We start from the raw sequence: 25,773 nt of genomic DNA, 5'->3' as shown, positions 1-25,773 counted from the left end.
GGAGAGGGCCGAGGACCTAGCAAAATTGATAGTTTTTTGATTTAAGTTCGGATGACATCATAGCTTCTGCCTATGTTTTTTCTTTCGCTTACATGACCGCTTCGATCAGGAAGGGGCCGGGCTCCTGTGCTGCGGATTGCAGCGCCTTGAACAGCTCATGCACGTCCTCCACCCGTATGCCGGGCACGCCCATACCCTTGGCGAGGGAGACGAAATCGAGCGTCGGACGGTCGAGGTCCAGCATGTCGAGCGCGGAGCGGCCCGGATTGGCGCCGACGTTGAAAAGCTCGTGCTTGAGGATCTGGTAAGTGCGGTTGGCGAAGATCACGGTGGTGACGTTCAGGTTCTCCCGCGCCTGGGTCCAGAGCGCCTGGATCGTGTACATGGCGGAGCCATCGGCCTGAAGGGTGATGACCGGACGGTCGGGCGCAGCGCAGGCGGCACCGGCGGCGAGCGGGGGTCCGATGCCGATGGCGCCGCCGGTGATCGCCAGCCAGGAATGCGGGCTGCATCCGGCGGTGGTGTCATAGATGGCACGGCCAGATGTGATGCTCTCGTCAACGACGATGGCGTTCTCGGGCATCGCCGCGGCCACGGCGGCGGCGACGGTCTCGGGCGTGATCGCCCCAGGTGACGGAGGTGCGGGAAGCGGTGCATCCGCAGGTGTGACAGCCGGGGCGCCGAGACGGTCGGCGAGGGCCGCGACAGTGCCGGGCCCGTCGCCGTCGAGACCAGAGAGGGTGAGGACCTCACAATCCTCCGGCAGCAGCAGGCTGGGGCGACCGGGATATGCGAAAAAGCCCACGGGGGGCATGGCTTCGACAAGGATCGCGGTCTTGTAAGTCTTCAACGTGTCAAGCGCGAGGTCGATGGCATAAGGAATGCGGGGGATGCCGGCGCGGCCCCTGCCCCGTTCGATCCGCCGGTTGGACGTGGGCGCCAGAAGATCGGCACCCGTCCGCGCGGCGATGCCGTGCAGAAGCGCCAGCGCATCGGGGTCTTCCAGTACGGACCCACCGACCAGGAAGACAGTGGGACCGTCCGCCCCCAAAGCGCGCACCGCATCCGTCAGCGCCGCCTCATCGGGGGCTGCGCTGACGGGCGGCGGAGGAGGTGGGGCGAGCACGCCCCCCGCATCCCATCCCACATCGGCCGGCGCGATGAGTGTGGCAATCGCGCCGGGCTTTGCCGTGGCGGCGGCAAAGGCGTCCATCGCATCGGCGGCGAACTGGCCGGGCGTCATCGCGGTGCGCACCCAATCGCTGAAGGGCCGCGCGGCGCCTTCGACATCCGCGGTGAGCGGCGCGTCATACTGGCGGTGGCGCAGGGCATGGTCGCCCACAAGGTTGATCATCGGCGTGCGGGCCTTGCGGGCATTGTGCATATTGGCCGCCGCGTTCGAGAGGCCGGGCGCAAGGTGCAGCAACGTCACGGCAGGCTTGCGCGCCATGCGCGCATAGCCGTCAGCGGCGCCGGTTACGGCCCCTTCGAAAAGGCCCAGCACGCAGCGCAGGCAGCCGGTGCGGTCGAGGGCATCGACGAACTGCATCTCGGACGTGCCGGGATTGGCAAAGCAGATCTCCACGCCGGCGCCGTGCAGGCTGCGCACCACGCTTTCGGCGCCGTTCATGGGGGGTTGGTCTTTCATGTCGCACTCTGCTCCTTGAGGGCCGCGCCCTGCAAAACGTCCAGACGGCGTTGCAGGCGCGGCGCTGTGGCCGTTGGCTGAGGTGCGCCGATCTCGGGCGCGACCTCTTCGGCAAAATGACAGGCCACGCGCGTGGCGCCAAGCGTGCGCAATTCAGGGCGGTCAGTGCGGCAGATATCCCGCGCCATGGGGCAACGGGGGTGGAAGGCACAGCCGGAGGGCGGCGCGAGCGCGCTGGGGGCGTCGCCCTGCACCGGCTTGCTCTCTTCCCGGATGGTCGGATCGGGGCGCGGTGCGGCGGCGATCAGGCTAAGGGTGTAGGGATGACGGGGGCCGGCAAAGAGCGCTTCGGCAGTTGCTTCCTCGACGATACGGCCCAGGTAGACGACCGCGACACGGGCAGCCATGTGACGGACGACAGCAAGATCGTGACTGATGAAGATATAGCCGATGCCGAATTGCGCCTGAAGGTCCTGAAGCAGGTTCACGATCTGCGCCTGCACGCTGACATCGAGGGCGGAGACGGGCTCGTCACAGACGATCAGGCGCGGACGCGTGGCAAGCGCCCTGGCAATGCCCACGCGCTGGCGCTGGCCGCCGGAAAACTCATGCGGATAGCGCGGGGCGTGGAAGCTGGAGAGGCCGCAGGTGCGCAGAAGCTCCCTGACTTTCTCATCGACATTGTCAGGCGTAGCGAGACCATGGAGGAGGAGCGGTTCGGCCAGCGTCTCGGCCACGGTCATGCGCGGGTTGAGGGAGCCGAACGGGTCTTGGAAGATGATCTGCATCTTGCGCCGCAGATCACGCATGGCGTCGGTGGGCAGGTTGAGGATCTGCTCTCCGTCCAGACGGACGGAGCCATTGGTCGCCTCCACCAGCCGCAGAACGGTGCGCCCGATGGTGGACTTGCCGCAACCGGATTCGCCGACGATGGCGAGGGTTTCCCCCTCGTTCACGTCAAAGCTGACGTCGTTGACCGCCTGCACATGGCCGACGACACGGCGCAGAAGGCCCCGGCGGACGGGAAAGTGCTTGGTCAGGCTGCGCACTTCGAGCATGGCACTCATGACGCGGCCTCCTCAATGGGCGCATGCCAGCAGGCGACGGCGTGATCGGGGCCGATCTCGCGCAGGGGCGGCACGGCGCTGCGGCAGCGGTCGTCGGCGAGCGGGCAGCGAGAGGCGAAGCGGCACCCGTCGAGCTTGATCCAGGGCGGCGGGACGGAACCTGCGATGGTGGAGAGCCGGTCCACGATGGCGTCAATGCGCGGTACGGCGGCCATCAGGCCGATCGTGTAGGGATGCTGGGGGTCGGCAAAAAGAGCAGTGGTCGGCGCCTGTTCGACCACGCCGCCGGCATACATCACGACCACGTCGTCGCAGGTCTGGGCCACGACGCCCAGATCGTGGGTCACCAGCAGGACGGCGGCGCCGGTGCGTTCGCGCAGATCGGTCATCAGGTCGAGGATCTGGGCCTGGATCGTGACATCAAGTGCGGTTGTCGGCTCATCCGCAATCAGCAGGTCGGGATCGTTTGCGAGCGCCAGAGCGATCATCACGCGCTGACGCTGCCCACCGCTGAGTTGATGCGGGTAGTCATGCGCGCGTTCGCGCGGGGACGGCAGGCCCACGAGGTCGAGGAGTTCAACCGCGCGCTCCATCGCGGCCTTGGGCGCGAGGCCGGAATGCACCGACAGGCTTTCGACGATTTGCTCGCCGCAGGTATAGACCGGGTTGAGCGAGGTCATCGGTTCCTGAAAGATCATCCCGATCCGCCCGCCGCGCAGGGCGCGCATCTCACGCTCGGGCAGGCTGAGCAGGTCGCGCCCTTCGAGCAGGATGCGCCCGCCCGCGTAATGCCCTGGCGGCTGGGGCAATAGCCGCATGATCGACAGGGAGGTGACGCTTTTGCCGCAACCGGATTCGCCCACGAGGCCCAGCGTGCGACCGCGCTGGAGGGTCAGGCTGACGCTCTGCAAGGCGCGCTGGACGGTGCCGCTGACATGGAATTCGACGGCGAGGTCCTCGACCCTCAGCAGCGGTTCGGTTGTGGCCTCGATATCCACCTCCTCCATCTTCATGCGTCGAGAGCGTAGACATAGGGCGAGGCCTCATCATGCCGCCGGTCGGCGAAATCGAGGCCCCGGAAAGCCTCTTCGGCGCGGCGTTGCGCAGCCTCCAGCCGGGCCAGCGCGTCGGGCAGATCAAAGGCCTGAACGGTGCCGTCGACGACGACGTGGCGCCCGTCGACGAACACATCGCGCACCGCCCGCTCACCCGCGACGTAGATCAGCGAGCGCAGGGGATCACGGAGCGGGCGCATGGAAGGCGCGGTGATATCGGCCATGAAGAGGTCGGCCTTGGCACCCACGGCCAGCTTGCCGATGTCGTCGCGGCCCAGGATCGCGGCACCTCCGGTCGTGGCGGCGTCGAAGATGTGGCTGGTGCGCAGGTCATAGGCGTTTCGAGAGGTGACGCGGCTGAGATACAGCGCATTGCGCAACTCTTCGAGCATGTTGTGGGGGTAGGTGTCGGTGCCGATGCCCAGAGGCACCCCGCCGCGAATATAGCGCCCGACGGTGTTCATGGTGATGCCCCGGCGTTGAAAGACGGTCGGGCAATGGGCGACCGCGACGCCACTGTCCTGCAGCAGGGCGAAGTCGTTCGCCTCCGGCCAGTAGACCATGTCGTAATCGTTGAGAAAAATCCCGTGGCCGATGATGGCGCCCTGCGCCAGAACGCCCAGATCGTCGAGCCATTCCAGAGGGGTACGGCCATGACGGCGGGTGATCTCGTTGAATTCCACGACCGATTGGGCGGCGTGGATCTGGAAGGGTAGACCCTTCTCCTGCGCGGCGGCGAAACTGTCGCGGATGAGATCCGGCGTACAGGTGTCGATCTGCGACGGGGAGACCATACCGGACAGCCGACCCGAAGGATGAGCTGCGGCGGCGTCGATCAGAGCCAAGGCGGCGTCCATATCGGCACGGCCCGCCGCATCGTCCCATTCGTAGGAGACGGTGCTGCCGTTGTCGGTATACCAGCGGGCGGAGCGGTACATCGGCGAGACCACACCGCGCAGGCCGGAGGCGGCGAAAGTGTCGAGCCAACCGTCCCAGGCAACCGACAGGTCCACGAGGGTCGTGACGCCGGACAGCAAAAGCTCGCTATAGGTGACCTCGACACAGGCTTGGCGGCCTTCGTCATCGGGGCGGAAGAGCGGCATGAATTCGTAAAGGGAGGACATACCCAGCTTGGGGCTGCCCAATTCGTCCAGCATGCCCTTGTTCATCGCCTCGGACGAGGGGTGCGAGTGGATGTTGACCAGACCGGGGGAGACCAGCCGGTCGCGCCCGTCAATTTCGACATCCGCCGTGCCGTCATATGTGCCGCCGACATGGATGATCTTGTCCCCTTCAAAGGCGACATCGCCGTCCTTGAGGTAGGTATGCGCGCCTGCCTCATGGGCGACGATCCAGGCGGCATTGCGAATGACGGTAACGGGCATGGATGGGGACCTCCGGGCAATCTGGGTAAGGCAGGGCCGCAGGCAAGCGGCCCTGCGCGGGCGTTACTCTTTGAACTTGAGGTCGAGACCCTTGTAGAGCCCGGCGCCGTAGATGTTGTGCGGCACGACCGTCTCCAGATCCGCCGATTGTGCGACGACCATCGGTTCGTGATAGAGCGGCAGCCAGACAGCGGCGTCATGCACGATCTCCAACACCGCGCCGTAGCTTTCGGCACGCGTTGCATCGTCGAGCGCGGTCTTGCCCGCTTGCAGCAACTCGTCGGTCTGCGCGTCGTTCCAGTTCATCCGATTGGGCGTCGGCATGTTTTCCGACCGGAAGTAGAGGTTCAGCGCATCGCCGGAGGAGACGTAGGGAAAGCTCATCCCGAACATGTCAAACTCCTGCGTGGCAAGACGGCCCCAGGCGACGGTGGCGTCGAAGGCCTGAATGTCCATGGCCACGCCAATCTCGCGCAGATAGGCCTGCACGGATTCCGAGATCTTGCCCCAGGTGGATCCGGCAAAGACATAGGCGATGGGCTCCAGCCGGACACCGTCCTTGCTGCGCACGCCGTCTGAGCCACGTTCCCACCCGGCCTCATCGAGGATGCGGTTCGCCTCCTCCGGGTCGTAGGTCAGCAGCGTGTCATCGAGCGCCGTGTTCCAGTCGAGTGCGCCTTGGGAGACGTAGCTATAGGCTGGCTCCACTTCGCCGAAGAAGAGGTCTTCGGCCATCGCGGTCTGATCGACAGCGAGGTTGATCGCCTGCCTCACGGCGGGGTCCGACACGGTATCCTTGTCGATCTTGAAGCCCATGAAATAGGTCCAGAAGGCCAGATCGGAACGGACGACCTCGACCGTGGGCGCAGCGCGGAGCTGCGCCAGCGCGATGTCGGGGACATATTGCGTGATCTCGCTTTGGCCGGTCAGGACGGCAACGGTACGGGTGTTTTCTTCGGGTACGACCTGCCAGGTGATCCGCTCCATGCTGGCGGGGCCGGTATTGGTGTGGAAGGGCGCGCCCCAGGTATAAGCCTCGTGCCGTTCGATGATCATCTTGTCGCGCGGGGTCCATTCGACCCAGCAGAACGGGCCGGAGCCGTTGAAGCCGGAGACGCCGAAGTCTTCGCCCAGCGCCTCGACATTGGCGGAATCGATGATGGTGCCGAAGGATTGGGTCAACTGATAGAGCAGTTCGGAGAAGGGCTCGCTCAGCTTGTATTCGACGGTGAATTCATCGACTGCCGTCACGCTTTCCACATCCCCCGCGCGCCAGGCGACGGGCGATTTCGTTTCGGGATCGACCCAGCGGGTGATGGAATAGGCGACATCTTCCGCCGTCATTTGCTTGCCATCGCAGAAATAGACGTCGTCGCGCAGGTTGAAGGTGTAGGTCAGGCCATCTTCCGACACCTCCCAGGATTTGGCCACGCCCGGCTCGATCGTCTGCATGTCGGGGTTCAGCGACACGAGCGTGTCGCCGAGCATGAACAACACCTCGGCGGCGGCGCGGGCCACGGCGCGGTGGGGGTCGTAATTGTTGCTGTCGACCTCGCGCACGACGGTGATCTCTGCCGCTTGCGCGAAAGCCGGCAGAGCAAGCGCAACAGCGGCGGTTAAAGTCAATCGTTTCATTTTCCTTATCCTCTTCCTGTTGGGTCTTCTTTTTGGGTCAGGACCTCAGACGCGGGTCCAGCACGTCTCTGAGCGCATCGCCCAGTACGTTGGCGGCCAGCACGATGATGAAGATCATCACCGACGGGATCACCGCGATATGCGGCGCGAAAAGCAAAAAGTCGCGGCCTTGGGCGGCCATCATGCCCAGCTCGGCCTGGGGCGGCTTGGCGCCGAGGCCCAGAAAGCTGAGCGCGGCGCCGATCAGGATGATCTGGCCGAACCGGAGGCTGATGAAGATGAGGATCGACGAGATGCAGTTGCGCAGCAGGTAGCGGGTGAAAAGCGCAAGATCGGAGAGGCCCACGGCGCGGCCCGCTTCGATATACTCCTGCTTCATCACGCTGACGGCGATGGACCGGGCAATTCGTGCGCAATCGGGTACGGTTGCGATGGCCAGCGCGATCATCACCGGGACGGCGCCGGGGCCGAAGACGGCGACGAGAGCGAGGCCCAGAAGGATGGCGGGGAAGCTGAGCATGACATCCACCAGCCGCATCACCCAGGGGTCGAGGCGCGGACGGAAGGCGGCTAGCAGGCCGAGAAGAGAGCCCAGCACGCCGCCGAGGCCCACGCTAACAAGGCCGATCAGCAGCGTCAGACGGGTGCCGTAAAAAATCCGGCTGAGGATGTCCCTGCCCTGCCCGTCCGTGCCCAAAGGGTGCAGCCACGCGCCCCGTTCGTTCCAGACCGGAGGCTGCATCACGGCGCGGGACGAGGCATAGGGATCATGCGGAGAGATGAGAGGTGCCAGGATGGCGCAGAGCACGATGACGGTCAGAACGATCAGCGCCACGAAGGCCGCAGGGTCCCGCACAAGGCGGCGCCACCAGGACAGGCTGGGGGCTGGGGCATCGAGATCGGCGGGTTCGGCAATGCTCATGACGTCTGCACCCGCGGGTCGAGGAGTGCATAGAGCACATCGACGATCAGGTTGATGAGGATGAAGGCGAGCGCGAGGATCAGGATGGCGCCCTGGGCGAGCGGGAAGTCACTCGACAGGATGGCGCCCACGGCCAGACGCCCGATGCCGGGGTAAGAGAAGATGCTCTCCGTCACCACAGCCCCGCCGAGCAGGTAGCCGGCCTGTAACCCCACAAGGGTCACGACGGGGATCAGCGCGTTGCGCAAGCCATGACGCAGGATCACGCGGGTCTCCGACAGGCCCTTGGCGCGGGCGGTGCGCACATGATCGAGGCGCAGAACCTCCAGAACAGAGGAACGGGTCATCCGGGCGACAGGGCCGATGAAGATCAGGCCCAGCGACAGGGCGGGCAGCGCGATATGGCGCAGGCCCTCGATGGTCCAGAGCGGCCCGCCCCGCCCGATGAACGGCAAAAGGCGCCATTGCACGCCCACGAAATGGATCAGCATCAGGCAAATGAAGAAGATGGGCAGCGAGACACCGGCGACGGAAAAGGCCATGATGGCCCGGTCGGTGATGGACCCGCGCCAGACGGCGGCCAGCGTGCCCAGCGCGATGCCCAGAGGGATTGACCAGATCAAACACGCCACCATCAGCTCGGTCGTGGGGCCGATGGCAGCGCCCAATTCGCTGATGACCGTCTTGTTGGAAATGAGCGAGCGGCCCAGATCGCCTTCGGCCATACGACCGAGGTAGCGAAAGAATTGCGTCATTACCGGCTCATCCAGACCCATTTCGGTGCGGATGGCTGCGACCACTTCGGGCGTGGCCATGGGACCGGCCATCACGATGGCGGGATCGCCGGGAACAAGGATCAGGAGGCCGAAGCCCAGCAGCAGCACGCCGAAGAGAACGGGGATCGAGATGATCAGACGGTTCAGGACCAGCGTCATCATGTGGCCGCACCCTCCCGCCGGTAGACGACCTCACCGCCCAGAATGGTGAGGTCGCATTGTGCCTCCAGCAGACGCTCAGGCTCTCCCGCCTCGAGAGCGGCGAAGAAATCCGTGTCAAAGACCGCGACGTCGCCCAACTGCCCTGGTGTCAGCCGTCCCTTTATCTCCTCTTCATGCGCGGCGTAGGCACCGGCGTAAGTGTAGGCCTCCAACGCCTCATCCAGTGTCAGCGCCTGTTCGGGGCCGAGCAGCGTGCCTTGCTGGGTCTTGCGGGTGGTCATGGTGTAGAGGTTGGGGCGCGGATCAATCTCCACCACCGGGCAATCGGTGCTGGCCGAGGGATGAAGCCCCCGGTCTAGCCAGGTGCGCATCGGGTGGGAGGCTTCGATCCGGTCCCGCTCCAACAGCGTCAGGTAGAGGTCCCCGAAATAGTAGAGAAACGCGGGCTGCGGCGCAGGCAGGATATGGGCGGCCACCATACGCTCCATCTGGTCGGGGCGCAGCCATCCGCAATGTTCGATCCGGTGGCGGCGATGCGGGTCCGGGGTTTTCTTCAGCGCCGCTTCGAGCGCATTCAGAACCTGATCAATTGCCGCGTCGCCAATGGCATGGATCGCCATGCGATAGCCCGCGTCATGGGCGGCAGCGACCATCTCGTTCAATTCGTCCGAAGGCAGGCAGAGCAGCCCCTTGTCCTCCCCACCCAGATAGGGCCGGGTCATGGCCGCCGTGCGCCCGCCCGCACTGCCATCGGTGAAGATCTTGACCGGACCGACGCGAAACATGTCGTCCCCGGCGCCGGAGATCATGCCCGCCCCCATCGCCTCCGGCAGCACATTCCGGGTCTTGTCGCCCATGAGCGTGGCATAGACCCGCACGGGCAAGCGTCGCTCGCGATGGGCTTTCTGATAGGCCAGCATCTCTGTCCAGCCGTCGCGGATGCCAACGGCGGCCTCCATACAGGACGTGATACCGTGGGACAGCAGATCATGCCCGCCGCGTTCGATGGAGCCGACAAGATCGTCAACGCTGGCGGGCGGCAGGACGTTCATCACCCCGTCACGACCGTTTTCCGCAAGCAGACCGGTCAGTTTGCCATTCTGCCGCTCGATCAGGCCACCGGGGGGCGATGGCGTGTCCTCAGTGATGCCCGCCAGTTCCAGCGCGCGGGAATTCACGACCGCCAGATGACCACAGGTGCGCACGATATAGACCGGGTGATCCGGGGCGACCTGGTCGAGTTCCTCGCGATAGGGGTGACGCCCGACATCCAGTTTAAAATGGTCGTATCCGCGTCCGATCAGCCAGCTTCCTGCGGGCGCACGGGATGCGTGATCGCGCACGATATCGAGAAGCTCGGCAAGCGTCGATATCTGGCTGGGTCGAAAGTCCATCTCCGCCATGGAGGTTCCATAGGGGATGAGATGCATATGGGCGTCGTTCAGCCCCGGCATCGCAAACCGCCCGGCCAGATCCACAACTTCGGTCTGAGGCCCGATGAGCGATGAGAGATCGCCCGCCGCGCCGGTGGCCAGGACGCGCCCGCCCCAGAGTGCGACAGCCTCGGCACGATCCAACCCCTTGCCGCACCAGATGTGCCCGCCAGTGAGAACGAGATCCGCAAAGACCCCCGTGCTCATATGACGTTCATCTCGCAGACGCGGTCGAGATCCTGTTGCTGCCTCATGCGACCCCCAGTTTTTCAGTAACATTGACCCCCTGTGTCATCCAAATTAGACGTCCGGGGTTCTTGCCATGTCAACGGCAGTAGGAATCGCGAAGCTATGTGGGAAAATCCCTCAAGTTATTGATTAAATTGACTTATTGTTGCTCTCATGCGCCTTCTGCCAGACGCGCCAGAGTTATTAAAAATCTGATAAGATCATAGCAAAAACGCGGCTCATTCAAATAACCTCGGCTGGATCGAAGGATCGGAGATTTTCGCCCTTCAGAGAACCGGACAGAAGGGGCTTGGGGGCGCCCCACGTCTCGCTCAAATCAGAGGGAGCGCGGTGTTGTCCTTGAGGTCTTCCATCACGAAGCTTGCCGAAATGTCGGCAATCGGGACCATGCTGATCAGGCGCTGATAAAACCGGTCATAGCCTTTCACGTCGGCAACACGAACCCGCAAGACATAGTCCAGCTCTCCGCTCATCCGGTGGGCGCCTACAATCTCGGGCAGGGTTCTGACCGCTTTTTCGAAGGCGTTCAGCCATTCGGGATTGTGATCGTTGGTTCGGATCAGCGCAAAGACCATGAGCCCCAGGCCCGCCACCTCAGGATCGACAAGCGTGACCTTGGCCCGGATCGTGCCATTCTGCTCCATCTGTTTGATCCGTCGCCAGCAGGCATTGCGCGACAGGTTCACCATGTCGGCCAGAACATCCATGCTGACGGACGCGTCCCACTGAAGAACGTTGAGAATGCGCCTGTCTTGTTCGTCAATGTGCTGATTCATGAGACACCATCCCAACACTATACCGAAAACCGATAAATATGGGATACTTTTTACCTGCTTCTGTGATGATCTTGCAAGACCCACACGGAGATCAAGAATGACACAGGAAAAAACGGACCTGCCACAAAGTGGTTTGTTGAATGCGTTCACCGCACACCCGGCTGAGGTGGGTGAGAGCTATGGCACACATTTCGTCTTTGCCCTGCGGTTTGCCGGTCGACTATTCGCTGCGGGGGGCGCTGCGTTGGTCCATGCGGTGATCCCCGCCCTTTGCGAGACCACGGCCAGCCGGGCGGTGCGGGATATGCATGAGGCGCTTGGCGATCGTTCCGGGCATGGGCGCTAGGGCCGTTGTCCCGTCCAAAGCGGCGCGCCTAATATTCGTCACGATCCGGGCTGTGATAGGGGCGGCAAATGCCCGTTCGCACCACTTTGCGATGGCAATTCAATGTGCGGCACAGTATGGCAGCCTTACGCGACCCCTTAGCTCAACTGGATAGAGCAGCTGACTTCTAATCAGCAGGTTGAGGGTTCGAGTCCTTCAGGGGTCGCCATTTCTGTCTCAAGCGTATTGGTTCGGGCAGCAGGGCACGTTCAGACCTCGCGGGTCATGAACGCGCTTAGCGGATCCTCGACGTATTCGCCAAATGGCGGACATAGGTGGAAGCCATGCGCGGCATAGAGGGATCGGGCCGGCTTGAAAGAGGCAGCCGATCCTGTCTCAAGGCTCAGCCGGACAAGGCCCAGCCCGCGCGCCTTGTCAATCAGGGCCGACAGCAGGGCGCCCCCCACGCCACGGCCCCGCGCTTGCTCCGCCGTGTGCATGGATTTCAACTCCCCCTCTCCCGGTGCGATCTGAACCAGTGCACCGACACCCAAAAGGTGCGCGTCGTCCCAGGCGCCCAGCAGCAGCGCGTCAGCTTCAAAAAGGTGCTCCGGGCGCATGACGTGGCAGCTTTCTTCGGGGGATTGGCTCCGCATCAGATCCAGATGCCGCAAGAGCAGAGCCCGGACATCGGGGTCGTCTATGCTGGCCTGTCTGATTTCAAATGTCGCTGTGGTCTCGGTCATGGGGACAGCCTGGCCGAGACGCAAAGGAAGGGTCAAGTTCCGGCTTGTGATCGGCACGTTCACACTTTGTGAACAGTGCCGGGGCGCGCCGCTCGCTCAGTGGGTCCACACGCCGCGACGATCGGTGGCAAAATTCTCGCCATAACCCCGTGGGCGAATGTTTGGCTTGCGCTTTTGGGGCTCGAACACTTCCGCTTCGATCCCTTTGGAGCGGGCATAGTCGAGTGCCGCCTCCTTGGTGGGAAAGCGCAGTCTGACCTGGCTTTGGGTGTCGTCGGAGGAGGTCCAGCCCATCAACGGGTCCACCGAGCGCGCAGAGGCGGGCGCGAATTCGAGAACCCAGTCGTTGGTTTTTGCCGTACCGGATGACATGGCTGTTCTGGCGGGCTTGAAAATGCGCGCACGCATCGACACCTCCTTCGATCAGATAGAACGTATATGCGATTTTGATACGTCGACGGCAAGACGCCAATTGGCTTGGTTTTTTGCGATGAAAAGCTTGTGGAAGATTAAAGCAAGCAGCCTGGTTGCCATCCGAACCGCGGGGAGCGAGGGGTGGGTGTGCGACCCGAGCGACAACCAAGCCTGCTGCTTGCCTGACAAACATACAAAGCTGGCTCATCAATCCGAAATAAAATCTTCATAATTGGCCAATTCCCGCCGCCATCGAATTGAGCAGTCGAGCCATAGGCAATTGATTTGATTGTTTTTTATTGAATGTGCGACATTTTACCATGTAAATGAGGCGTGACATTCGAGACGTCAACTCCAACGAGCAAATCGCCCCCTTGAACCGGAACAAAAACGGATCAAACTAAGAGGGGAAAGGAATCTCCCGATGAACACACCTGTCTTGCATGCTGCCGCACCGGACGTTCGGTCCCGCCCCAAGCTGGAAGGCGGGATTCGTCTGAGAATGAATACTGAATTCGAGCCTGCGGGCGATCAGCCCACGGCGATCCAGGAGCTGAGCGCCGGCGTCGTGGCCGGAGACCGGGATCAGGTGCTGCTGGGTGCGACGGGCACCGGCAAAACCTTTACCATGGCCAAGGTGATCGAGGAGACGCAGCGCCCGGCCATCATCCTGGCCCCCAACAAGACGCTGGCCGCGCAGCTTTACGGTGAATTCAAAGGGTTTTTCCCGGACAACGCGGTCGAATACTTCGTGTCCTACTACGATTATTACCAGCCGGAAGCCTACGTGCCGCGATCGGACACGTATATTGAGAAAGAGAGCCAGATCAACGAACAGATCGACCGCATGCGCCATTCGGCGACACGCGCGCTGCTGGAGCGGGACGATGTGATCATCGTGGCGTCGGTCTCCTGTATCTACGGTATCGGATCGGTGGAAACCTACGGGGCGATGACACAGGATCTGAAGGCCGGAAAGTCCTATGATCAGCGCCAGGTGATGGCCGATCTGGTGGCCCAGCAATACCGCCGCAACGACCAGGCTTTTCAGCGCGGATCGTTCCGGGTCAGGGGAGACAGCCTTGAGATCTTCCCGGCGCATTTGGAAGACCGGGCCTGGAAATTGAGCTTTTTTGGCGAGGAATTGGAAAGCATTACCGAATTCGACCCGCTGACCGGGGAAAAGACGGACACGTTCGATCAGATCCGCGTCTATGCCAATTCGCATTACGTGACGCCCAAGCCGACGATGCAGCAGGCCATTCTGGGTATCAAGAAAGAGCTTCGCATCCGGCTGGATCAGCTTGTCGGCGAAGGCCGGTTGCTGGAGGCCCAGCGCCTGGAGCAGCGCACGAATTTCGATCTGGAGATGCTGGAGGCAACCGGCGTCTGCAACGGGATCGAGAATTATTCCCGCTATCTGACGGGCCGCGCGCCCGGCGAACCGCCCCCGACGCTTTTCGAGTTCATTCCCGATCACGCGATTGTCTTTGCCGATGAAAGCCATGTGTCGGTTCCGCAGATCGGCGGCATGTACAAAGGCGACTACCGGCGCAAATTCACGCTGGCCGAGCACGGCTTTCGCCTGCCCTCCTGCATGGATAACCGCCCTCTCAAGTTCGAGGAATGGGACGCCATGCGTCCGCAATCGGTTTTCGTTTCGGCCACCCCGGCCGCCTGGGAATTGGAACAGGCGGGCGGCGTTTTCACAGAGCAGGTCATCCGACCAACGGGTCTTTTGGATCCGGAGGTCGAGATCCGGCCAGTGGAAATGCAGGTGGATGATCTGCTGGACGAGGTTCGCAAGGTAAGCGAAGCAGGCTTTCGAACGCTGGTGACGACGCTGACCAAGCGCATGGCCGAAGATCTGACCGAATACATGCACGAGCAGGGCATCAAGGTGCGCTATATGCACTCCGATATCGACACGATAGAGCGGATCGAGATCCTGCGGGACCTGCGACTTGGCGCTTTTGACGTTCTGGTCGGCATCAACCTTCTGCGCGAAGGCCTCGACATCCCCGAATGCGGTCTGGTCGCGATCCTTGACGCGGACAAGGAAGGGTTTCTGAGATCCGAGACGTCCCTGGTTCAGACCATCGGACGCGCGGCACGGAACGCCGAGGGGCGCGTGATCATGTATGCAGATCGCATCACCGGGTCGATGGAGCGCGCGCTGGCGGAAACGAACCGTCGCCGGGCCAAGCAGATCGCCTATAACGAAGAGCATGGCATCACGCCCGAAACGGTGAAGAAGAACGTCGAGGACGTTCTGGCCGGCCTCTATCAGGGCGACGTCGATATGAACCGGGTCACGGCGACGGTCGACAAGGGTCTTGCAGGCGGCAATCTGCAGGCGGTTCTGGACGGCATGCGAACCGACATGCGCAAGGCGGCGGAGAACCTGGAATTCGAGGAAGCCGCACGGCTGCGCGACGAGATCAAGCGGCTGGAGGCGGTTGATCTTGCCGTGGCGGACGATCCGATGGCCCGGCAATACGCGGTCGAGAAAGCCTCGGAAGAGGCAGTGAAGACCCGCGGTCGGTCAACAGCGGGTCGCGCCGGGCAACGCGGCGGCAACGTCAAGCGCCGCAAGCGCAGCTGAGGGGTCAGCCGCAGGTCACACGCTGGATCACGCCCATCTCGTCGGTTTCGAAATTCAAGCGACTGGCGTCGTATTCCATCGTCACGATGTCACCCGGACCGACGATGCGCATGTTAAGGTCTGCTGGAAGCGTGACGGCAGCAATCGGCTGCCCTATCAAAGACTGATATCCGGACGCCCCACAGGTATCGGGCCGTTCGTCCTCTACCGCGCCATCAAGGGTGCATCCGGCAAGGGCCAGACAAAAGAGCAGTCGTTTCATCGCGCTTGGTCCTCAAATAACCTCTGTAAGCGACTGTTTTCTGACCACACCTTCTGCCGGTTCAACAGGGGGCCGCGGATAGCGGCGCCCTTGCGTTTTTGCAAAACCGCGTGATGCCTGACAGGCTTAGCGCACGACATGCACCGCGCATTTGGCATGGCGCACGATCTGCGCAGCGGTGGAGCCCAGCAGCAGATCCTGCATGCCCGGGCGGTGAGAGGCAACGATGATCAGATCGGGATTGTGCGATGCGGCCCAATCCAGGATCGTCCTGCCGGCATGCCCCTCGACCACGGCGCCCCTGGCATTGGGCAGTGTGTCGGCCAAACGGGTCAGCTCTGCCGCGATCGCATCCCGGCTTTTGACCAGATAGTCGGGCGGCAGATAGGAAATCGCGTAGCTTGGAATATGCTCCATAACATGCAGCAGCGTGATCTCGGCTTCTGGCGTGGCCAACAGTTTGGCCAGCTTCAGCGGCCCTGAAATGTCATGTTCGTCATCAAAAGCGATTGGCACAAGAATAGTGTTGTACATGGATCGGCTCCTCCTTCTCCCGTAAGACAACATGGCGTGAAACGAAGGGCCGCGATTTGATCTCGATCAGCCCGTTACCAGTGGCGCGTGCCAGGGCCGCCCTTGACGATGCCCTGAAGGTTGTCGGTAACCCAGCCCCCGTAAAAATCGCCGGGTTGGGGCGTCACCTTTGCCTCTCCCACCTGGCAGAGATCCATCAGACTACTGTAGAACGCCAAATGATCGGCGAGCGCGCTAAACCGGCCCGTCGGGTCGGCATAGCTCCATGCGGCGCGCACCGCAGATCGACCGCCGACGCGAACCGTCCAGTATCTTGCGGAGCCTTTCCACTCGCAGAACGTGGCGCCGGGAGCCGCGATCAGGTCGGCATCGACGTCGGAGGGCGGGATATAATAGGTCGGCGCATGGTGCGTCTCCAGCACCCGCAACGCATGCTCCGTATCCACGATCAAACGACCACCGAAGTGGATCTTTACCCGCTGCGGCACCTTCTGCAACGCGGGTGGACGTGGATAATCCTGAACATTTTCGACCGGCAGGCGCTGGATCGCCTCAGAAGTCAAAGATTTCCCCCAGCAAACTGCCTTTGCTGCGCTTTTTGTACCGCTTGTCGTAGTCGCGGTCGTCATAGCCACCACGGGACTGCGGCGGCGGAGGGGGAGGAGCGGCAGCAGCGCTACGCTCGATAATCTTGTCCAACTCGCCTCGGTCCAGCCAGACACCGCGGCATTGTGGGCAATAGTCAATCTCAACCCCGCTCCGGTCAGCCATCACAAGTTGAGTTCCGTCAATTGGACATTGCATGCGCATTCGCTCCATATCTGCTGCCTTTGATATGGAGGTGATCGCGCCCGTTGCAATGATTGGGCGTGTCGGGATCAGTCGAAACTCGCCACGACCTCGTACATCACCGGTTCAAAGCTCCGGCACAGGTCGTTGATCCTGCGGTTGCGCACGCGCATTTCAGGGCTGCGCAGCATGGCCATGAAATCCTCGCGCCGGGTCCATTGCGAGTAGTTGGCAATCCGCGTTTGCGCGTCGTTCACATGCAACCCCGCCGCGATGAACCCGGGTTGTCGGCGGATGAAGTTTTCATAGGCATCGGTCAGCGCATCCATCAAATCCTGACAGGTGCCCGGCGTCATCTCGAACGTCGTCAGCACGGTCTGGATCGGCGCGCCCTTGGCAATCGTCGGCATGGCGTCGTCCTCCTCTGGGAAGGACAGGATATCACATCAGGCCGATCTTTCCGCCGATCTCGGCCACCAGGGCGTTCATCTCGGCATGGGCCGCCCCCTTGGGCGCTTCGAGCGCCGCGCGCCCGTGCCCAAGCGTTTCGGCATAGATCACGCGGTTTGCCATCGGTGTCTCGGCAATCGCGGCGTCCATCTTAGCGGCCTGTTCTGCCACTTCCGAAGCCAGCCGCGTTCCGGCCCGCGCCCGTGTCATCACCATCATGACGGGTTTGTCCTCGCGTTCGGCAAGATAAAGCACCTCTTCGACCGCCCAGAGATCCAGATGAGAGGTCGCCACCGGCACAAGCACCAGATCGGCCTCGCGCAGAGCAGGCCGCAGGTCGCTGTCCGCCTTGGGCGGGGTATCGATGATGACGATGTCGTGGCTCTCTCCAAGCTTTCGGCATTCATAGGGCACGCCCCAGGCCGATGCGGTGGCAAATGTCAGCCCCGGCTCGTCCATGGCTTCCGTCCGTGTCATGAACCATCGCCCCGCGCTGCCCTGCGGATCAACATCCATGAGCGCCACGCTCTTTCCGGCCCGGGCGAATCCGACCGCCAGATTGACCGCAAGCGTCGTCTTGCCAGCGCCCCCTTTTTGCTGCGCAATGGTGATGATGGATCCCAATGCGTATCCCCCGATCTTTGCTGCGCCGCAGCATAGCGTCCAAAAAATCGACTGTCATAGCTAAATCGTCGCAGTTCGAGCGGATCGGTAAAGCTGCTGTTAACCAAAACTAATCAAGACTGAACGCGACGGAGCGCGCAATGCATGTCTTGGTTCTTTTTGTTTTGACGTCTTTTCTTTTCGCGACCCCCGCGGAGGCGGGCGCCTGGATGCGCGAAAAGGGAAAAGTCTTCAACGCGGTTTCAAGCACGATCCGCAAGGATCCGGGCACCGGTCGCTATCACTATGACAGTTCGGTCTATATCGAATGGGGGGCCGCCCCAAAGTTCACCCTCGGCTTTGATTCATACGAGAATTTCAGCAGCTCCGGGCATATCCTCATCTTCGGGCGTGTTCCCCTGAGCGCCCCCGACGCGCAGCACAAATTCGCGTTTCAACTGGGCGTCGGAGCGTATCGCTGGCTGCAGGACTGGCAACCACTCTATCGCACGACCTTGTCCTACGGGACATCCTTTCAGAACCGGTTCGGCGATGCCTGGCTGTCCGTTGATGCGGCGGTTGAAACACGACGAGGTGCAAGCCAGCCTCTTTACAAGCTGGATGCCACGTTCGGGATCACCCACTCGCCCCGCATCAAGTCCTTGATTTCATTTGAAAGCGCTTACACAAGATCCGCACCGGTCAGTTGGACAATCGGCCCTGCGATGACAATTTCAGCGGGTAAACTGGGTCATATTTTCGGAGGCGTGCAGTTTCGCAACTCGAACACGGCACGGATTGGGCTGAAGATCGGCCTGTGGCGTGAATTTTAAGACATGTCTTGAGCCGGTCATCATCGCTGTCTAGCTTAAGGGCATGTCATCACCCATCCGACCGACCGATGAAGAGGCCCGGCGCTGCGCCAGGGATCTTGTATCTGACGCAAAAATCGCCGCTTTGGGCGTGCTGGACCCCGCCGGCGCGCCCCTCGTCACGCGGATCGGGTTCGGGCGCGGCACGGACAACAGGCCTGTCTCCCTGATGTCGCGTCTCTCAGGTCATACGCAGGCCTTGTTGCAAAACCCCGCCTGCTCTCTTTTGGTGGGCGAGGCTGTGGCCCGTGGCGATCCGCTGAACCAACCGCGCCTCAGCCTTCAGGGCCGGGCCCGGTTGGTCGCTCATGGAACCGACGAATACCGGTCATTGGCGGAGATGTGGCTGAAGCACTATCCCAAAGCAAAACTCTATATCGGGTTCACCGACTTCGTTTTTGCCGTTTTCGACATCGACGTTGGACATCTGAACGGGGGCTTCGGCAAGGCGTTTCGGCTTACGCCCTCCGATATGGATATGCCGGCCAAGGCCGACATATCCTGATCACATCAGCGGTCGATCCTCGATGTCACCACGACCGTGCCTTTGACCGCATTCGGCCAACGCAGCTGAACCTGACTGCCGCGAGAGCCCTGCTGTGTCAGCGCATTGGGCGACGCATAGGTGATGACGTTGTTGTTGTTGCGCAGGTTGCCCGTCACAGCCACGGCATCGACATTCATGGCCCGCCCGCGGAACGGCAGCTCTTCGTTGGTGTCAATAGTCCAGGTCTCGCGTGCGGTGTTTTCCGTAAACTGGACCCGGAGGGGATTGGCCACCTGACGCACCACGTTGTGATAGGAATTTCCGGTGAACGTCACATCCTTGAACCTGGTATAATCGAGGTCGGAGAAGCTTGTATCCACACGCTCAGCGCGGTCAATCGCGCCTTGCACACTACGGAACTTGTTGCCAGTCACGCTGATGCCGTTGATGAAGTGCCCTGTTCCGTAAGGGCGGATCACCAAATAGCTAAACCAGGGCGCGACATTGCCTGTCAGGAACACATTGTCCGTCAACGAGAGCGCGCTGAACGAGAAGCCACCGGTGAAATCGGGGCTTGGATCATGTTCGTTCGTCCACTCGATCGAACAATTGTCGACGTAGTTTCCGTTGATGATAGAGCTGGTGTAGGACCCCGACAGGATCAGCCCCGCGCTGCGCACTCCGCCTGCAATCGAATCTCCCTGAAAGAAGTGGTTGCCCAGCACAAGATTGTTGCTGCCTCCCAGCATCGCGAAATGGCGGAACTTCGTCGCGCGGTTGTTGCGCAGTTTCACGTCGTTTGAATTGGTGTTGATCGCAATGCTCGAGCGGTCCGGAACGTCGATGGATTCCTCCGCCGACAGGAACTGACAGCGATCGATGAACATCCCCTGACATCCGCTGCCGATGGAGGTCAGCCCCCGATCCTTCGGGCGAGAGACAAAGCAGTCGCGCAGATGAAAGGTGATGCCGGTCCGCGCCAACATGATCCCGCTTGCCGTATCGCGGCACTGAAACTCGATATCCGAGAAGGAAAACTTGCTGAGCTGTGCAAATCCGCTGAAATCGATGAGATACTTGAAGCGCCGGAAGGTATAGTTCTGCGTGCCTTCGGCATCATAGAGCGGTTCGCTCAGGGTGATGGTTTGCGTATTGACGTTCTTTGCGCTCACGTACACTTCGCGTCCGACACCGTTGCCCTGCACCAGGGCTCCGAGAGGGACATTCGCCACGTTGGTCACGTTTGTCAGCGTCCGGGCGTTCGAGGTGTCATAAGTCGCACGGGAGGTCACGACGGTCGTCTGCCAGGGCGTGGTGCCAACAGCCTCGAACTGACCGTTTCGAATAACCCGCCGGGTGGCATAGCTGGTGCGATTGGCGACAGCTGCTTGCATGTCGAGCGGCTCGCTCAGGTTCACCTTGCGCCCGCCCATGTCGAGGGATTCGTGATCAGCGTTGTTCAGCAGCGCCTGAAACGCCTTCTTGAAAGCCAACTCCTCGTTGCCGAAGGCGTCGATATAGGTGGGCAGTTCAAAGTCCTTTGAAAGCAACAGGACCCGGTCCGTCGGCATCGTCACGCGCCCCTCGAACTGAACGCGCGAATTGATCGTCACATCGGAATTCAAGCGATAAACACCATCCGACACCAACAGGAAACGACCGTTCGCCGCGCTGTCCGCCGCTTCGAAGGCGGCGCTGTCGTCGGTCGAGCCATTGCCGATCGCGCCATAATCCCGGACATCGACCCAATTCATCAGGTCCCGCAGGAAGGCGCTGGTGATATCCGTGATCTCGATATCGTCGATGCGGACGATGCCGCCATTCGGACCGGTCAGATCAAGGCCGAAATGCCCGTAAAGCGCGTTGCGGCCCCAGACCATGTCGACGCCCTGGCGATTGCCGATCCCGACGATTGCGGACACTTCGACAATGTCCCCGTAGGTCGAGATCGCCTCGGTGGGCCCCACCTCGAGCACGTTGTTCACATGGCCGCCGCCCGCGCCACCGGCCCATCCGGCGATGCGCACATTTGGAAGGTTACCGCTGATCGCTTTCACCCGCGCCTTGATCTGCAGATAGCAACCCGGAAGAAGAGGTGTCTCGCCCATATAGCGCAGACGCTGTGTGCCTTGCGTCTTCTGCAGCTCCAGACATCCGCCAAAATCCTGGTCTGCAGGCACAAAGGCCGCGTTGGACGCGCCCGCATAGGTGTCCGAACCCGGAGTACCGTCCTGGCTGGACCAAACACCCAGACCGTTTGAAAACGCAGGCGGCATCAGTTGCACGCCGTCCGTGATCGCCTTGTTCATCCAATTCCCTTTCCACGCCTGCGGCACGCGCGCATGTCGAATGCATGCGCGGGACCGCATATTTCGCTTTCATCTCGCTGAACCGGGGCCGTCCCGGACGAGGGAAAGGGGTATCAACAGAAAGTTAATCGGTGGTCACACCACCGTCACGGTAGGGGGTGTTGCAGCACAGATCAGACGTTGGCCTCGGGCGGCTGCAAAATCTGCACCCCGTTGATCTTCCAGCCGTTTTCAAGCTGCAGCATCTGATAATCCAGAAGGTGGGTCACCCCTTTTGCATCGGTGATCATCACCCGTTGCCACAGCGATCCCGCGACCTCCCTCAATTCAAGATAGCGGATGTCGGCCGGGCGCCAGACCATGGGATAGCCGTTGCGCACCATGGCTCCGAAATTCTCCGGCGTGCGGAACATATTCTGAATGTTCGGGCTCGCATGGGTAAACGCCTCTGCGAAGTCATCGGCTTTGAACGCCTCGAACTGCGCGCCGATCGTGGCCTCGATATCAGCGTTCTGCGCCGATGCCGAAACCGCAAGCCCCCACAGCAGAGCCGCCACAAGCAGAATACCACGCATCGCAAATCTCCCTATCCAACGACAAGGAGGTTAGCGCCGGGCCTGGTCCGGTCAATTCAGGCGAACTCTCCGGCCAGGGCGCGGTCGATCAGACTGACGGTCTCTTCAACCCCGTAAAGCGCGATGAAGCCGCCGAAGCGGGGGCCCTGGCTTGCGCCCAACAGCACTTCATAAAGCGCTTTGAACCAGGCACGCAGCGGATCAAACCGGTCACGTCCCACGGCGTAGACGACCGATTGCAACGCCTCATCGTCGACCGGACCGTCATAGGCCGCAAGCTGATCCCGCAGGGCCAGAAGCGCCTCGCGCTCCTGTTCGTCCGGGGCCCGGTAAACCTTGGCCGGCTTCACGAAGTCATTGTAGTAGCGCACCGCAAATCCGACCGCCGCATCGAGATCGGGATGCGTCTCTGGAGAGGCATCCGGCGCATAGCGGCGAATAAAGCCCCAAAGCTGGTCTTTTTCCTCTGCCGCCGAAACGGAGGCGAGGTTCAAGAGCATCCCGAACGGCACCACCATGTTCGATGGCGGCACGTTGTGGCCATGGATGTGAAAGACAGGATTTGCCAGGCGCTGCGCCGTCTCCTGACCGGGATAGGCCCTGAGTTGCTGGTGATATTCATCCACCGCTTTCGGGATCACGTCGAAGAACAGCCGCTTGGCGGTCTTGGGCTTCTGGAACATGAAATAGGACAGGCTTTCCGAGCTTGCATAGGTCAGCCATTCGTCAATCGACACGCCATTGCCGCTGGATTTCGAAATTTTCTGTCCGTTCTCGTCCAGAAACAGCTCATACACGAAATGCTCCGGCGCCTTCTCTCCCAAAACCCGGCAGATCCCGTCATAGATCGGTGTGTTGGTCGAATGGTCCTTGCCGTACATTTCAAAATCGACGCCCAGCGCCGCCCAACGCGCGCCGAAATCAGGCTTCCACTGCAGTTTGACGTTGCCACCGGTGACCGGCAGCGTCCATTCCCGCCCCTCTTCGTCATCGAATGTGACCGTGCCGTCCTGTGCGTTGACCTCCTTCATCGGCACGTAAAGCACGCGACCGGTTTCGGGGTGGATCGGCAGGAAAATCGAATAGGTCTGCTGACGTTCTTCCCGCAGGCTCTTCAGCATGATTTTCATGATATCATCGTACCGTTCGGCACAGCGCCGCAGCACGTCGTCGAACTGGCCCGATCCGTAGAATTCGGTCGAACTGATGAAGTCATATTCAAAACCGAACGTATCGAGGAACCGGCGCAGCATGGCGTTGTTGTGATCGCCAAAACTGTCATGGGTCCCGAAAGGATCAGGGACCGAGGTCAGCGGTTTTTGCAGATAGTCCTGCAACATCTCGGGGTTCGGGACATTGCCCGGCACTTTCCGCATCCCGTCCAGATCGTCCGAGAAGCAGATGAGTTTCGTCGGAATGTCGCTGATGATCTCGAAGGCGCGGCGCACCATCGTGGTGCGCGCCACTTCGCCAAATGTCCCGATATGTGGTAAACCCGAGGGGCCGTATCCGGTTTCAAAAAGAACATAGCCCTTTTCCGGTGGCGCCTTTTCATAGCGTTTGAGCACGCGGCGCGCTTCTTCGAAGGGCCAGGCTTTGGACTCAAGCGCTGCATCACGCAGATCGGACATTTTGGACTCCCCGGGGTCGGTCTCGCCGCCCGCACAGGGCGCGCGACAGTGCGACGCTACCTATTGTGGAGCCGTGGTCGCGTCAATATTCTGCACTGCAACAAACCCGCGAAAGGACCGACGCCTTGACTAAAACTCCCGACACCGAAGCCCAGGTTCTGAGCGCGCAGGACTGCCTTGTCGCCTTGATGATCGCGGTGTCCGCGTCCGACGAGAACATCCGCACCGCCGAGCTGGTCAAGATCCAGTCTGCCGTCAACATGCTGCCGATCTTCGCCGAATACGACATCGACCGGCTGAACCGCATGGCACAGACCGTGTTTGATCTGTTCGAACAGGAAGACGGGCTGGATGCCCTTTTCGGCCTTCTGCGCGAGAACCTGCCCGAACGGCTTTATGAGACCGGATACGCCCTGGCCTGTGATGTGGCCGCCGCGGACGGAACCTTACAGGAGACCGAGTTGCGGCTTCTCGAAGAGATCCGGTACGAGCTGAACATCGACCGCCTGCACGCCGCCGCGATCGAGCGGGGCGCCCGCGCGCGGCACGTCACCTAGCTGCCGTAAAGCGCGCCCCAGCGTTCGATCAGCTTTTGCTGGAGCTTCTTCGACCGACGGTTCCAGGTGCGCGCGCCCGGCGGGCGTTCGCGATCCGCGCGTTTTATACGGGACCGGATGGCGGTATCAGCTGTGAAGATCGCGAATGCCAGCTCCGTTCCATCCGCCGCCGTCATGAATCCTCCCAGACCGGACACGAAATTGAGCGTCCCGGTCTTGGCATCGACCTTGATCGGGTGATTGCGGATCACCCGCCCCTGGTCGTCGCGCAGCGTAAAGGGCTTCAGGATAGGTCTCAGGATGCCCCGCTTGCGGACCTGGACAAGGGCCGTCACCAGCTCGGACGCGGACATTCGTGACGCGTCACCCAATCCTGAATGGTCCACAAGGCTCGCACTTGTCATGCCAAGGCTTTGCCCGGCCCAACGGCTCATTGCCTGCGCGGACGCTTTCAGAGACCCGGGCTTGCGTCCCATTGCGACGCTGGCGGACATGCCCACCATCTCTGCGGTGAGGTTGTTGGAGAATCTCAGCATATCCTTCAGGATGACCCGCAGCGGTTCACTGCGATGCTGGACCAGCACGGTGCTGCCCGCCGGCAACGCGCGGCTGACCCGCGCCTTGTCGAGCACGATACCATGCGACCGCGCGAAGGTTCTGAAAACATCTCCGGCATAGTCGGCGGGACGACGTACCGGCAGCCATCTCGCACCGCCATTGCCAAGCGCGCCCCGGGCAACCGTCCAGGTATCGACACCGTTCTGATCAGCGTAGGTGTAAACGGGCAGGTCGCGTCCGGCGATACGCATCCGCGCCATTGCAACTTCGGGACGATACCGTTCCGTGCGCGCGTCCATGGCGACAGAATAGCCGCCCTGCGCCCGCTTCCACTCGAAATGGACGCGATTGAAGTTGAGCGCGATCCCTGTCACGGCGGGGCTGTAGCCCACGTGGTCCGGCTGACCCGCATCGATTGTCGGCACGAAGGGCAACGCACCCTCATAGACACGGAACGTGCCCCGCACCTCCCTGACACCAGCCTCTTTGAGTGCTCTGGCCATATTGGCAAGGTCATCTGTGTCGAGGGTCGGATCTCCCCCACCGGCCAGGATCAAATCGCCGCTCAAAACGCCATTCGAGACAGATCCTGCTGCCAGCAACCGGGTGGAGAACCGATGTTCCGCCCCAAGCGCATCGAGGGCGTAGAGCGCGGTAATCGCCTTGGTCACGCTGGCGGGCGGTTGTCCCTTTGCCTCATCATGACCTTCGAGGCGCAGGCCGGATTTCACATCCGCCACGGCGAAAGACACCTCCCCGCTCAGCCCGGAGGCGGCGATGAGACGTTCGGGTCCGCCGATCGCGCGTTTTCGCAGACCGACCAGCCGCTTCTGCGGCCTGATCGAGCGTTCAGGTGCACCGGCAAGCGCCGCTGGCGCAGCAATAAAGGCCGACAGACCACTTAGAACAAGACGTCGTGACACCCGGTTTCGCATGGGCAAACGTTAA

At 61.7% G+C, this 25,773-nt stretch carries 26 protein-coding genes and 1 tRNA gene; 6 read left to right on the top strand and 21 right to left on the bottom strand.

Going from position 1 to position 25,773, the window contains the following annotated elements; genetic code table 11:
* Positions 1–88: 88 nt before the first annotated feature.
* The 9 genes from CFI11_RS03660 to CFI11_RS03620 form a co-directional block, all read right to left on the bottom strand.
* Positions 89–1,648 (bottom strand): acetolactate synthase large subunit, encoded by a 1,560-nt coding sequence (locus tag CFI11_RS03660; RefSeq protein ID WP_254449011.1) that lies wholly within the window; start codon positions 1,646–1,648, stop codon positions 89–91.
* Positions 1,645–2,715: an ABC transporter ATP-binding protein gene (locus CFI11_RS03655; RefSeq protein ID WP_130403167.1), complete on the bottom strand. Its 1,071-nt coding sequence runs from the start codon at positions 2,713–2,715 to the stop codon at positions 1,645–1,647. The genes CFI11_RS03660 and CFI11_RS03655 overlap by 4 nt, the downstream gene beginning before the upstream one ends.
* Positions 2,712–3,728: an ABC transporter ATP-binding protein gene (locus CFI11_RS03650; protein ID WP_254449010.1), complete on the bottom strand. Its 1,017-nt coding sequence runs from the start codon at positions 3,726–3,728 to the stop codon at positions 2,712–2,714. The genes CFI11_RS03655 and CFI11_RS03650 overlap by 4 nt, the downstream gene beginning before the upstream one ends.
* A complete protein-coding gene (locus tag CFI11_RS03645) occupies positions 3,725–5,155 on the bottom strand; it encodes an amidohydrolase family protein (protein ID WP_130403165.1) in 1,431 nt (476 codons plus the stop codon). Before CFI11_RS03645 ends, CFI11_RS03650 begins: the two co-directional genes overlap by 4 nt.
* Before the next feature lie 63 nt (positions 5,156–5,218).
* Positions 5,219–6,790, bottom strand: a complete 1,572-nt coding sequence (locus CFI11_RS03640) for an ABC transporter substrate-binding protein (RefSeq protein ID WP_130403163.1) — start codon at positions 6,788–6,790, stop codon at positions 5,219–5,221.
* 37 nt (positions 6,791–6,827) lie between these two features.
* Positions 6,828–7,712, bottom strand: coding sequence for an ABC transporter permease (locus CFI11_RS03635; protein WP_130403161.1), 885 nt, complete (start codon positions 7,710–7,712; stop codon positions 6,828–6,830).
* A complete protein-coding gene (locus CFI11_RS03630) occupies positions 7,709–8,650 on the bottom strand; it encodes an ABC transporter permease (RefSeq protein ID WP_130403159.1) in 942 nt (313 codons plus the stop codon). The genes CFI11_RS03635 and CFI11_RS03630 overlap by 4 nt, the downstream gene beginning before the upstream one ends.
* Positions 8,647–10,290 (bottom strand): amidohydrolase, encoded by a 1,644-nt coding sequence (locus CFI11_RS03625; protein WP_130403157.1) that lies wholly within the window; start codon positions 10,288–10,290, stop codon positions 8,647–8,649. Before CFI11_RS03625 ends, CFI11_RS03630 begins: the two co-directional genes overlap by 4 nt.
* Positions 10,291–10,643: 353 nt before the next feature.
* Positions 10,644–11,108 (bottom strand): Lrp/AsnC family transcriptional regulator, encoded by a 465-nt coding sequence (locus CFI11_RS03620; protein ID WP_130403155.1) that lies wholly within the window; start codon positions 11,106–11,108, stop codon positions 10,644–10,646.
* A gap of 97 nt (positions 11,109–11,205) precedes the next feature.
* On the opposite strand from CFI11_RS03620, the gene CFI11_RS03615 reads away from it, so the two are divergent.
* On the top strand, positions 11,206–11,454 hold the full coding sequence (locus CFI11_RS03615) for a DUF6356 family protein (protein WP_130403153.1): 249 nt from the start codon (positions 11,206–11,208) through the stop codon (positions 11,452–11,454).
* Positions 11,455–11,585: 131 nt separating this feature from the next.
* Positions 11,586–11,662, top strand: a tRNA-Arg gene (locus tag CFI11_RS03610).
* Between the two features lie 40 nt (positions 11,663–11,702).
* Here CFI11_RS03610 and CFI11_RS03605 read toward each other — a convergent pair.
* Together CFI11_RS03605 and CFI11_RS03600 are read right to left on the bottom strand one after the other, a co-directional pair.
* Positions 11,703–12,179: a GNAT family N-acetyltransferase gene (locus tag CFI11_RS03605; protein WP_130403151.1), complete on the bottom strand. Its 477-nt coding sequence runs from the start codon at positions 12,177–12,179 to the stop codon at positions 11,703–11,705.
* 96 nt (positions 12,180–12,275) lie between these two features.
* Positions 12,276–12,587: an ETC complex I subunit gene (locus CFI11_RS03600; RefSeq protein ID WP_130403149.1), complete on the bottom strand. Its 312-nt coding sequence runs from the start codon at positions 12,585–12,587 to the stop codon at positions 12,276–12,278.
* A 430-nt stretch (positions 12,588–13,017) separates the two neighbouring features.
* Here CFI11_RS03600 and uvrB point away from each other — a divergent pair, with 430 nt between their 5' ends.
* The gene (gene uvrB / locus CFI11_RS03595; protein WP_130403147.1) at positions 13,018–15,198 is read left to right on the top strand and encodes an excinuclease ABC subunit UvrB; all 2,181 of its coding nucleotides are present in this window, start codon (positions 13,018–13,020) and stop codon (positions 15,196–15,198) included.
* 4 nt (positions 15,199–15,202) lie between these two features.
* Here uvrB and CFI11_RS03590 read toward each other — a convergent pair whose 3' ends face one another.
* From CFI11_RS03590 to parA, 6 genes are all read right to left on the bottom strand, one after another.
* A complete protein-coding gene (locus CFI11_RS03590; RefSeq protein ID WP_130403145.1) occupies positions 15,203–15,460 on the bottom strand; it encodes an I78 family peptidase inhibitor in 258 nt (85 codons plus the stop codon).
* A gap of 126 nt (positions 15,461–15,586) precedes the next feature.
* On the bottom strand, positions 15,587–15,994 hold the full coding sequence (locus CFI11_RS03585; RefSeq protein ID WP_130403143.1) for a universal stress protein: 408 nt from the start codon (positions 15,992–15,994) through the stop codon (positions 15,587–15,589).
* Between the two features lie 74 nt (positions 15,995–16,068).
* Positions 16,069–16,557 carry a DUF427 domain-containing protein gene (locus CFI11_RS03580; RefSeq protein WP_254449009.1) on the bottom strand — a complete coding sequence of 163 codons (489 nt, stop codon included), beginning with the start codon at positions 16,555–16,557 and terminating at the stop codon, positions 16,069–16,071.
* Positions 16,547–16,798: a zf-TFIIB domain-containing protein gene (locus CFI11_RS03575; protein ID WP_130403140.1), complete on the bottom strand. Its 252-nt coding sequence runs from the start codon at positions 16,796–16,798 to the stop codon at positions 16,547–16,549. Before CFI11_RS03575 ends, CFI11_RS03580 begins: the two co-directional genes overlap by 11 nt.
* Positions 16,799–16,872: 74 nt before the next feature.
* Positions 16,873–17,193 (bottom strand): antibiotic biosynthesis monooxygenase, encoded by a 321-nt coding sequence (locus tag CFI11_RS03570; RefSeq protein WP_130403138.1) that lies wholly within the window; start codon positions 17,191–17,193, stop codon positions 16,873–16,875.
* Between the two features lie 31 nt (positions 17,194–17,224).
* Complete coding sequence (parA, locus tag CFI11_RS03565; protein WP_130403136.1) at positions 17,225–17,857, bottom strand: ParA family partition ATPase; 633 nt, start codon at positions 17,855–17,857, stop codon at positions 17,225–17,227.
* Between the two features lie 140 nt (positions 17,858–17,997).
* Here parA and CFI11_RS03560 point away from each other — a divergent pair, with 140 nt between their 5' ends.
* Positions 17,998–18,669: a hypothetical protein gene (locus tag CFI11_RS03560; protein WP_165390181.1), complete on the top strand. Its 672-nt coding sequence runs from the start codon at positions 17,998–18,000 to the stop codon at positions 18,667–18,669.
* Positions 18,670–18,712: 43 nt separating this feature from the next.
* On the top strand, positions 18,713–19,213 hold the full coding sequence (locus tag CFI11_RS03555; RefSeq protein ID WP_130403132.1) for a HugZ family protein: 501 nt from the start codon (positions 18,713–18,715) through the stop codon (positions 19,211–19,213).
* Positions 19,214–19,218: 5 nt separating this feature from the next.
* Here the strand turns inward: CFI11_RS03555 and CFI11_RS03550 are convergent, their stop codons facing one another.
* From CFI11_RS03550 to CFI11_RS03540, 3 genes are all read right to left on the bottom strand, one after another.
* Complete coding sequence (locus CFI11_RS03550; protein WP_130403130.1) at positions 19,219–21,504, bottom strand: glycosyl hydrolase family 28-related protein; 2,286 nt, start codon at positions 21,502–21,504, stop codon at positions 19,219–19,221.
* Positions 21,505–21,677: 173 nt separating this feature from the next.
* Positions 21,678–22,079, bottom strand: a complete 402-nt coding sequence (locus tag CFI11_RS03545; RefSeq protein WP_130403128.1) for a DUF4864 domain-containing protein — start codon at positions 22,077–22,079, stop codon at positions 21,678–21,680.
* A 56-nt stretch (positions 22,080–22,135) separates the two neighbouring features.
* Entirely contained in the window at positions 22,136–23,710 is a 1,575-nt protein-coding gene (locus tag CFI11_RS03540) for a lysine--tRNA ligase (protein ID WP_130403126.1), read from the bottom strand.
* Between the two features lie 188 nt (positions 23,711–23,898).
* Here CFI11_RS03540 and CFI11_RS03535 point away from each other — a divergent pair, with 188 nt between their 5' ends.
* Positions 23,899–24,267, top strand: a complete 369-nt coding sequence (locus CFI11_RS03535) for a tellurite resistance TerB family protein (RefSeq protein ID WP_254449081.1) — start codon at positions 23,899–23,901, stop codon at positions 24,265–24,267.
* Here the strand turns inward: CFI11_RS03535 and dacB are convergent.
* Positions 24,264–25,760, bottom strand: a complete 1,497-nt coding sequence (gene dacB, locus CFI11_RS03530) for a D-alanyl-D-alanine carboxypeptidase/D-alanyl-D-alanine-endopeptidase (RefSeq protein WP_130403122.1) — start codon at positions 25,758–25,760, stop codon at positions 24,264–24,266. The genes CFI11_RS03535 and dacB overlap by 4 nt on opposite strands.
* Positions 25,761–25,773: the final 13 nt, after the last annotated feature.

It is taken from the genome of Thalassococcus sp. S3 (assembly GCF_004216475.1).
Taxonomy (GTDB): Bacteria; Pseudomonadota; Alphaproteobacteria; order Rhodobacterales; family Rhodobacteraceae.
Note: the sequence above shows the minus strand (reverse complement) of the source record. Positions and strands in the feature narration are given on the sequence as shown.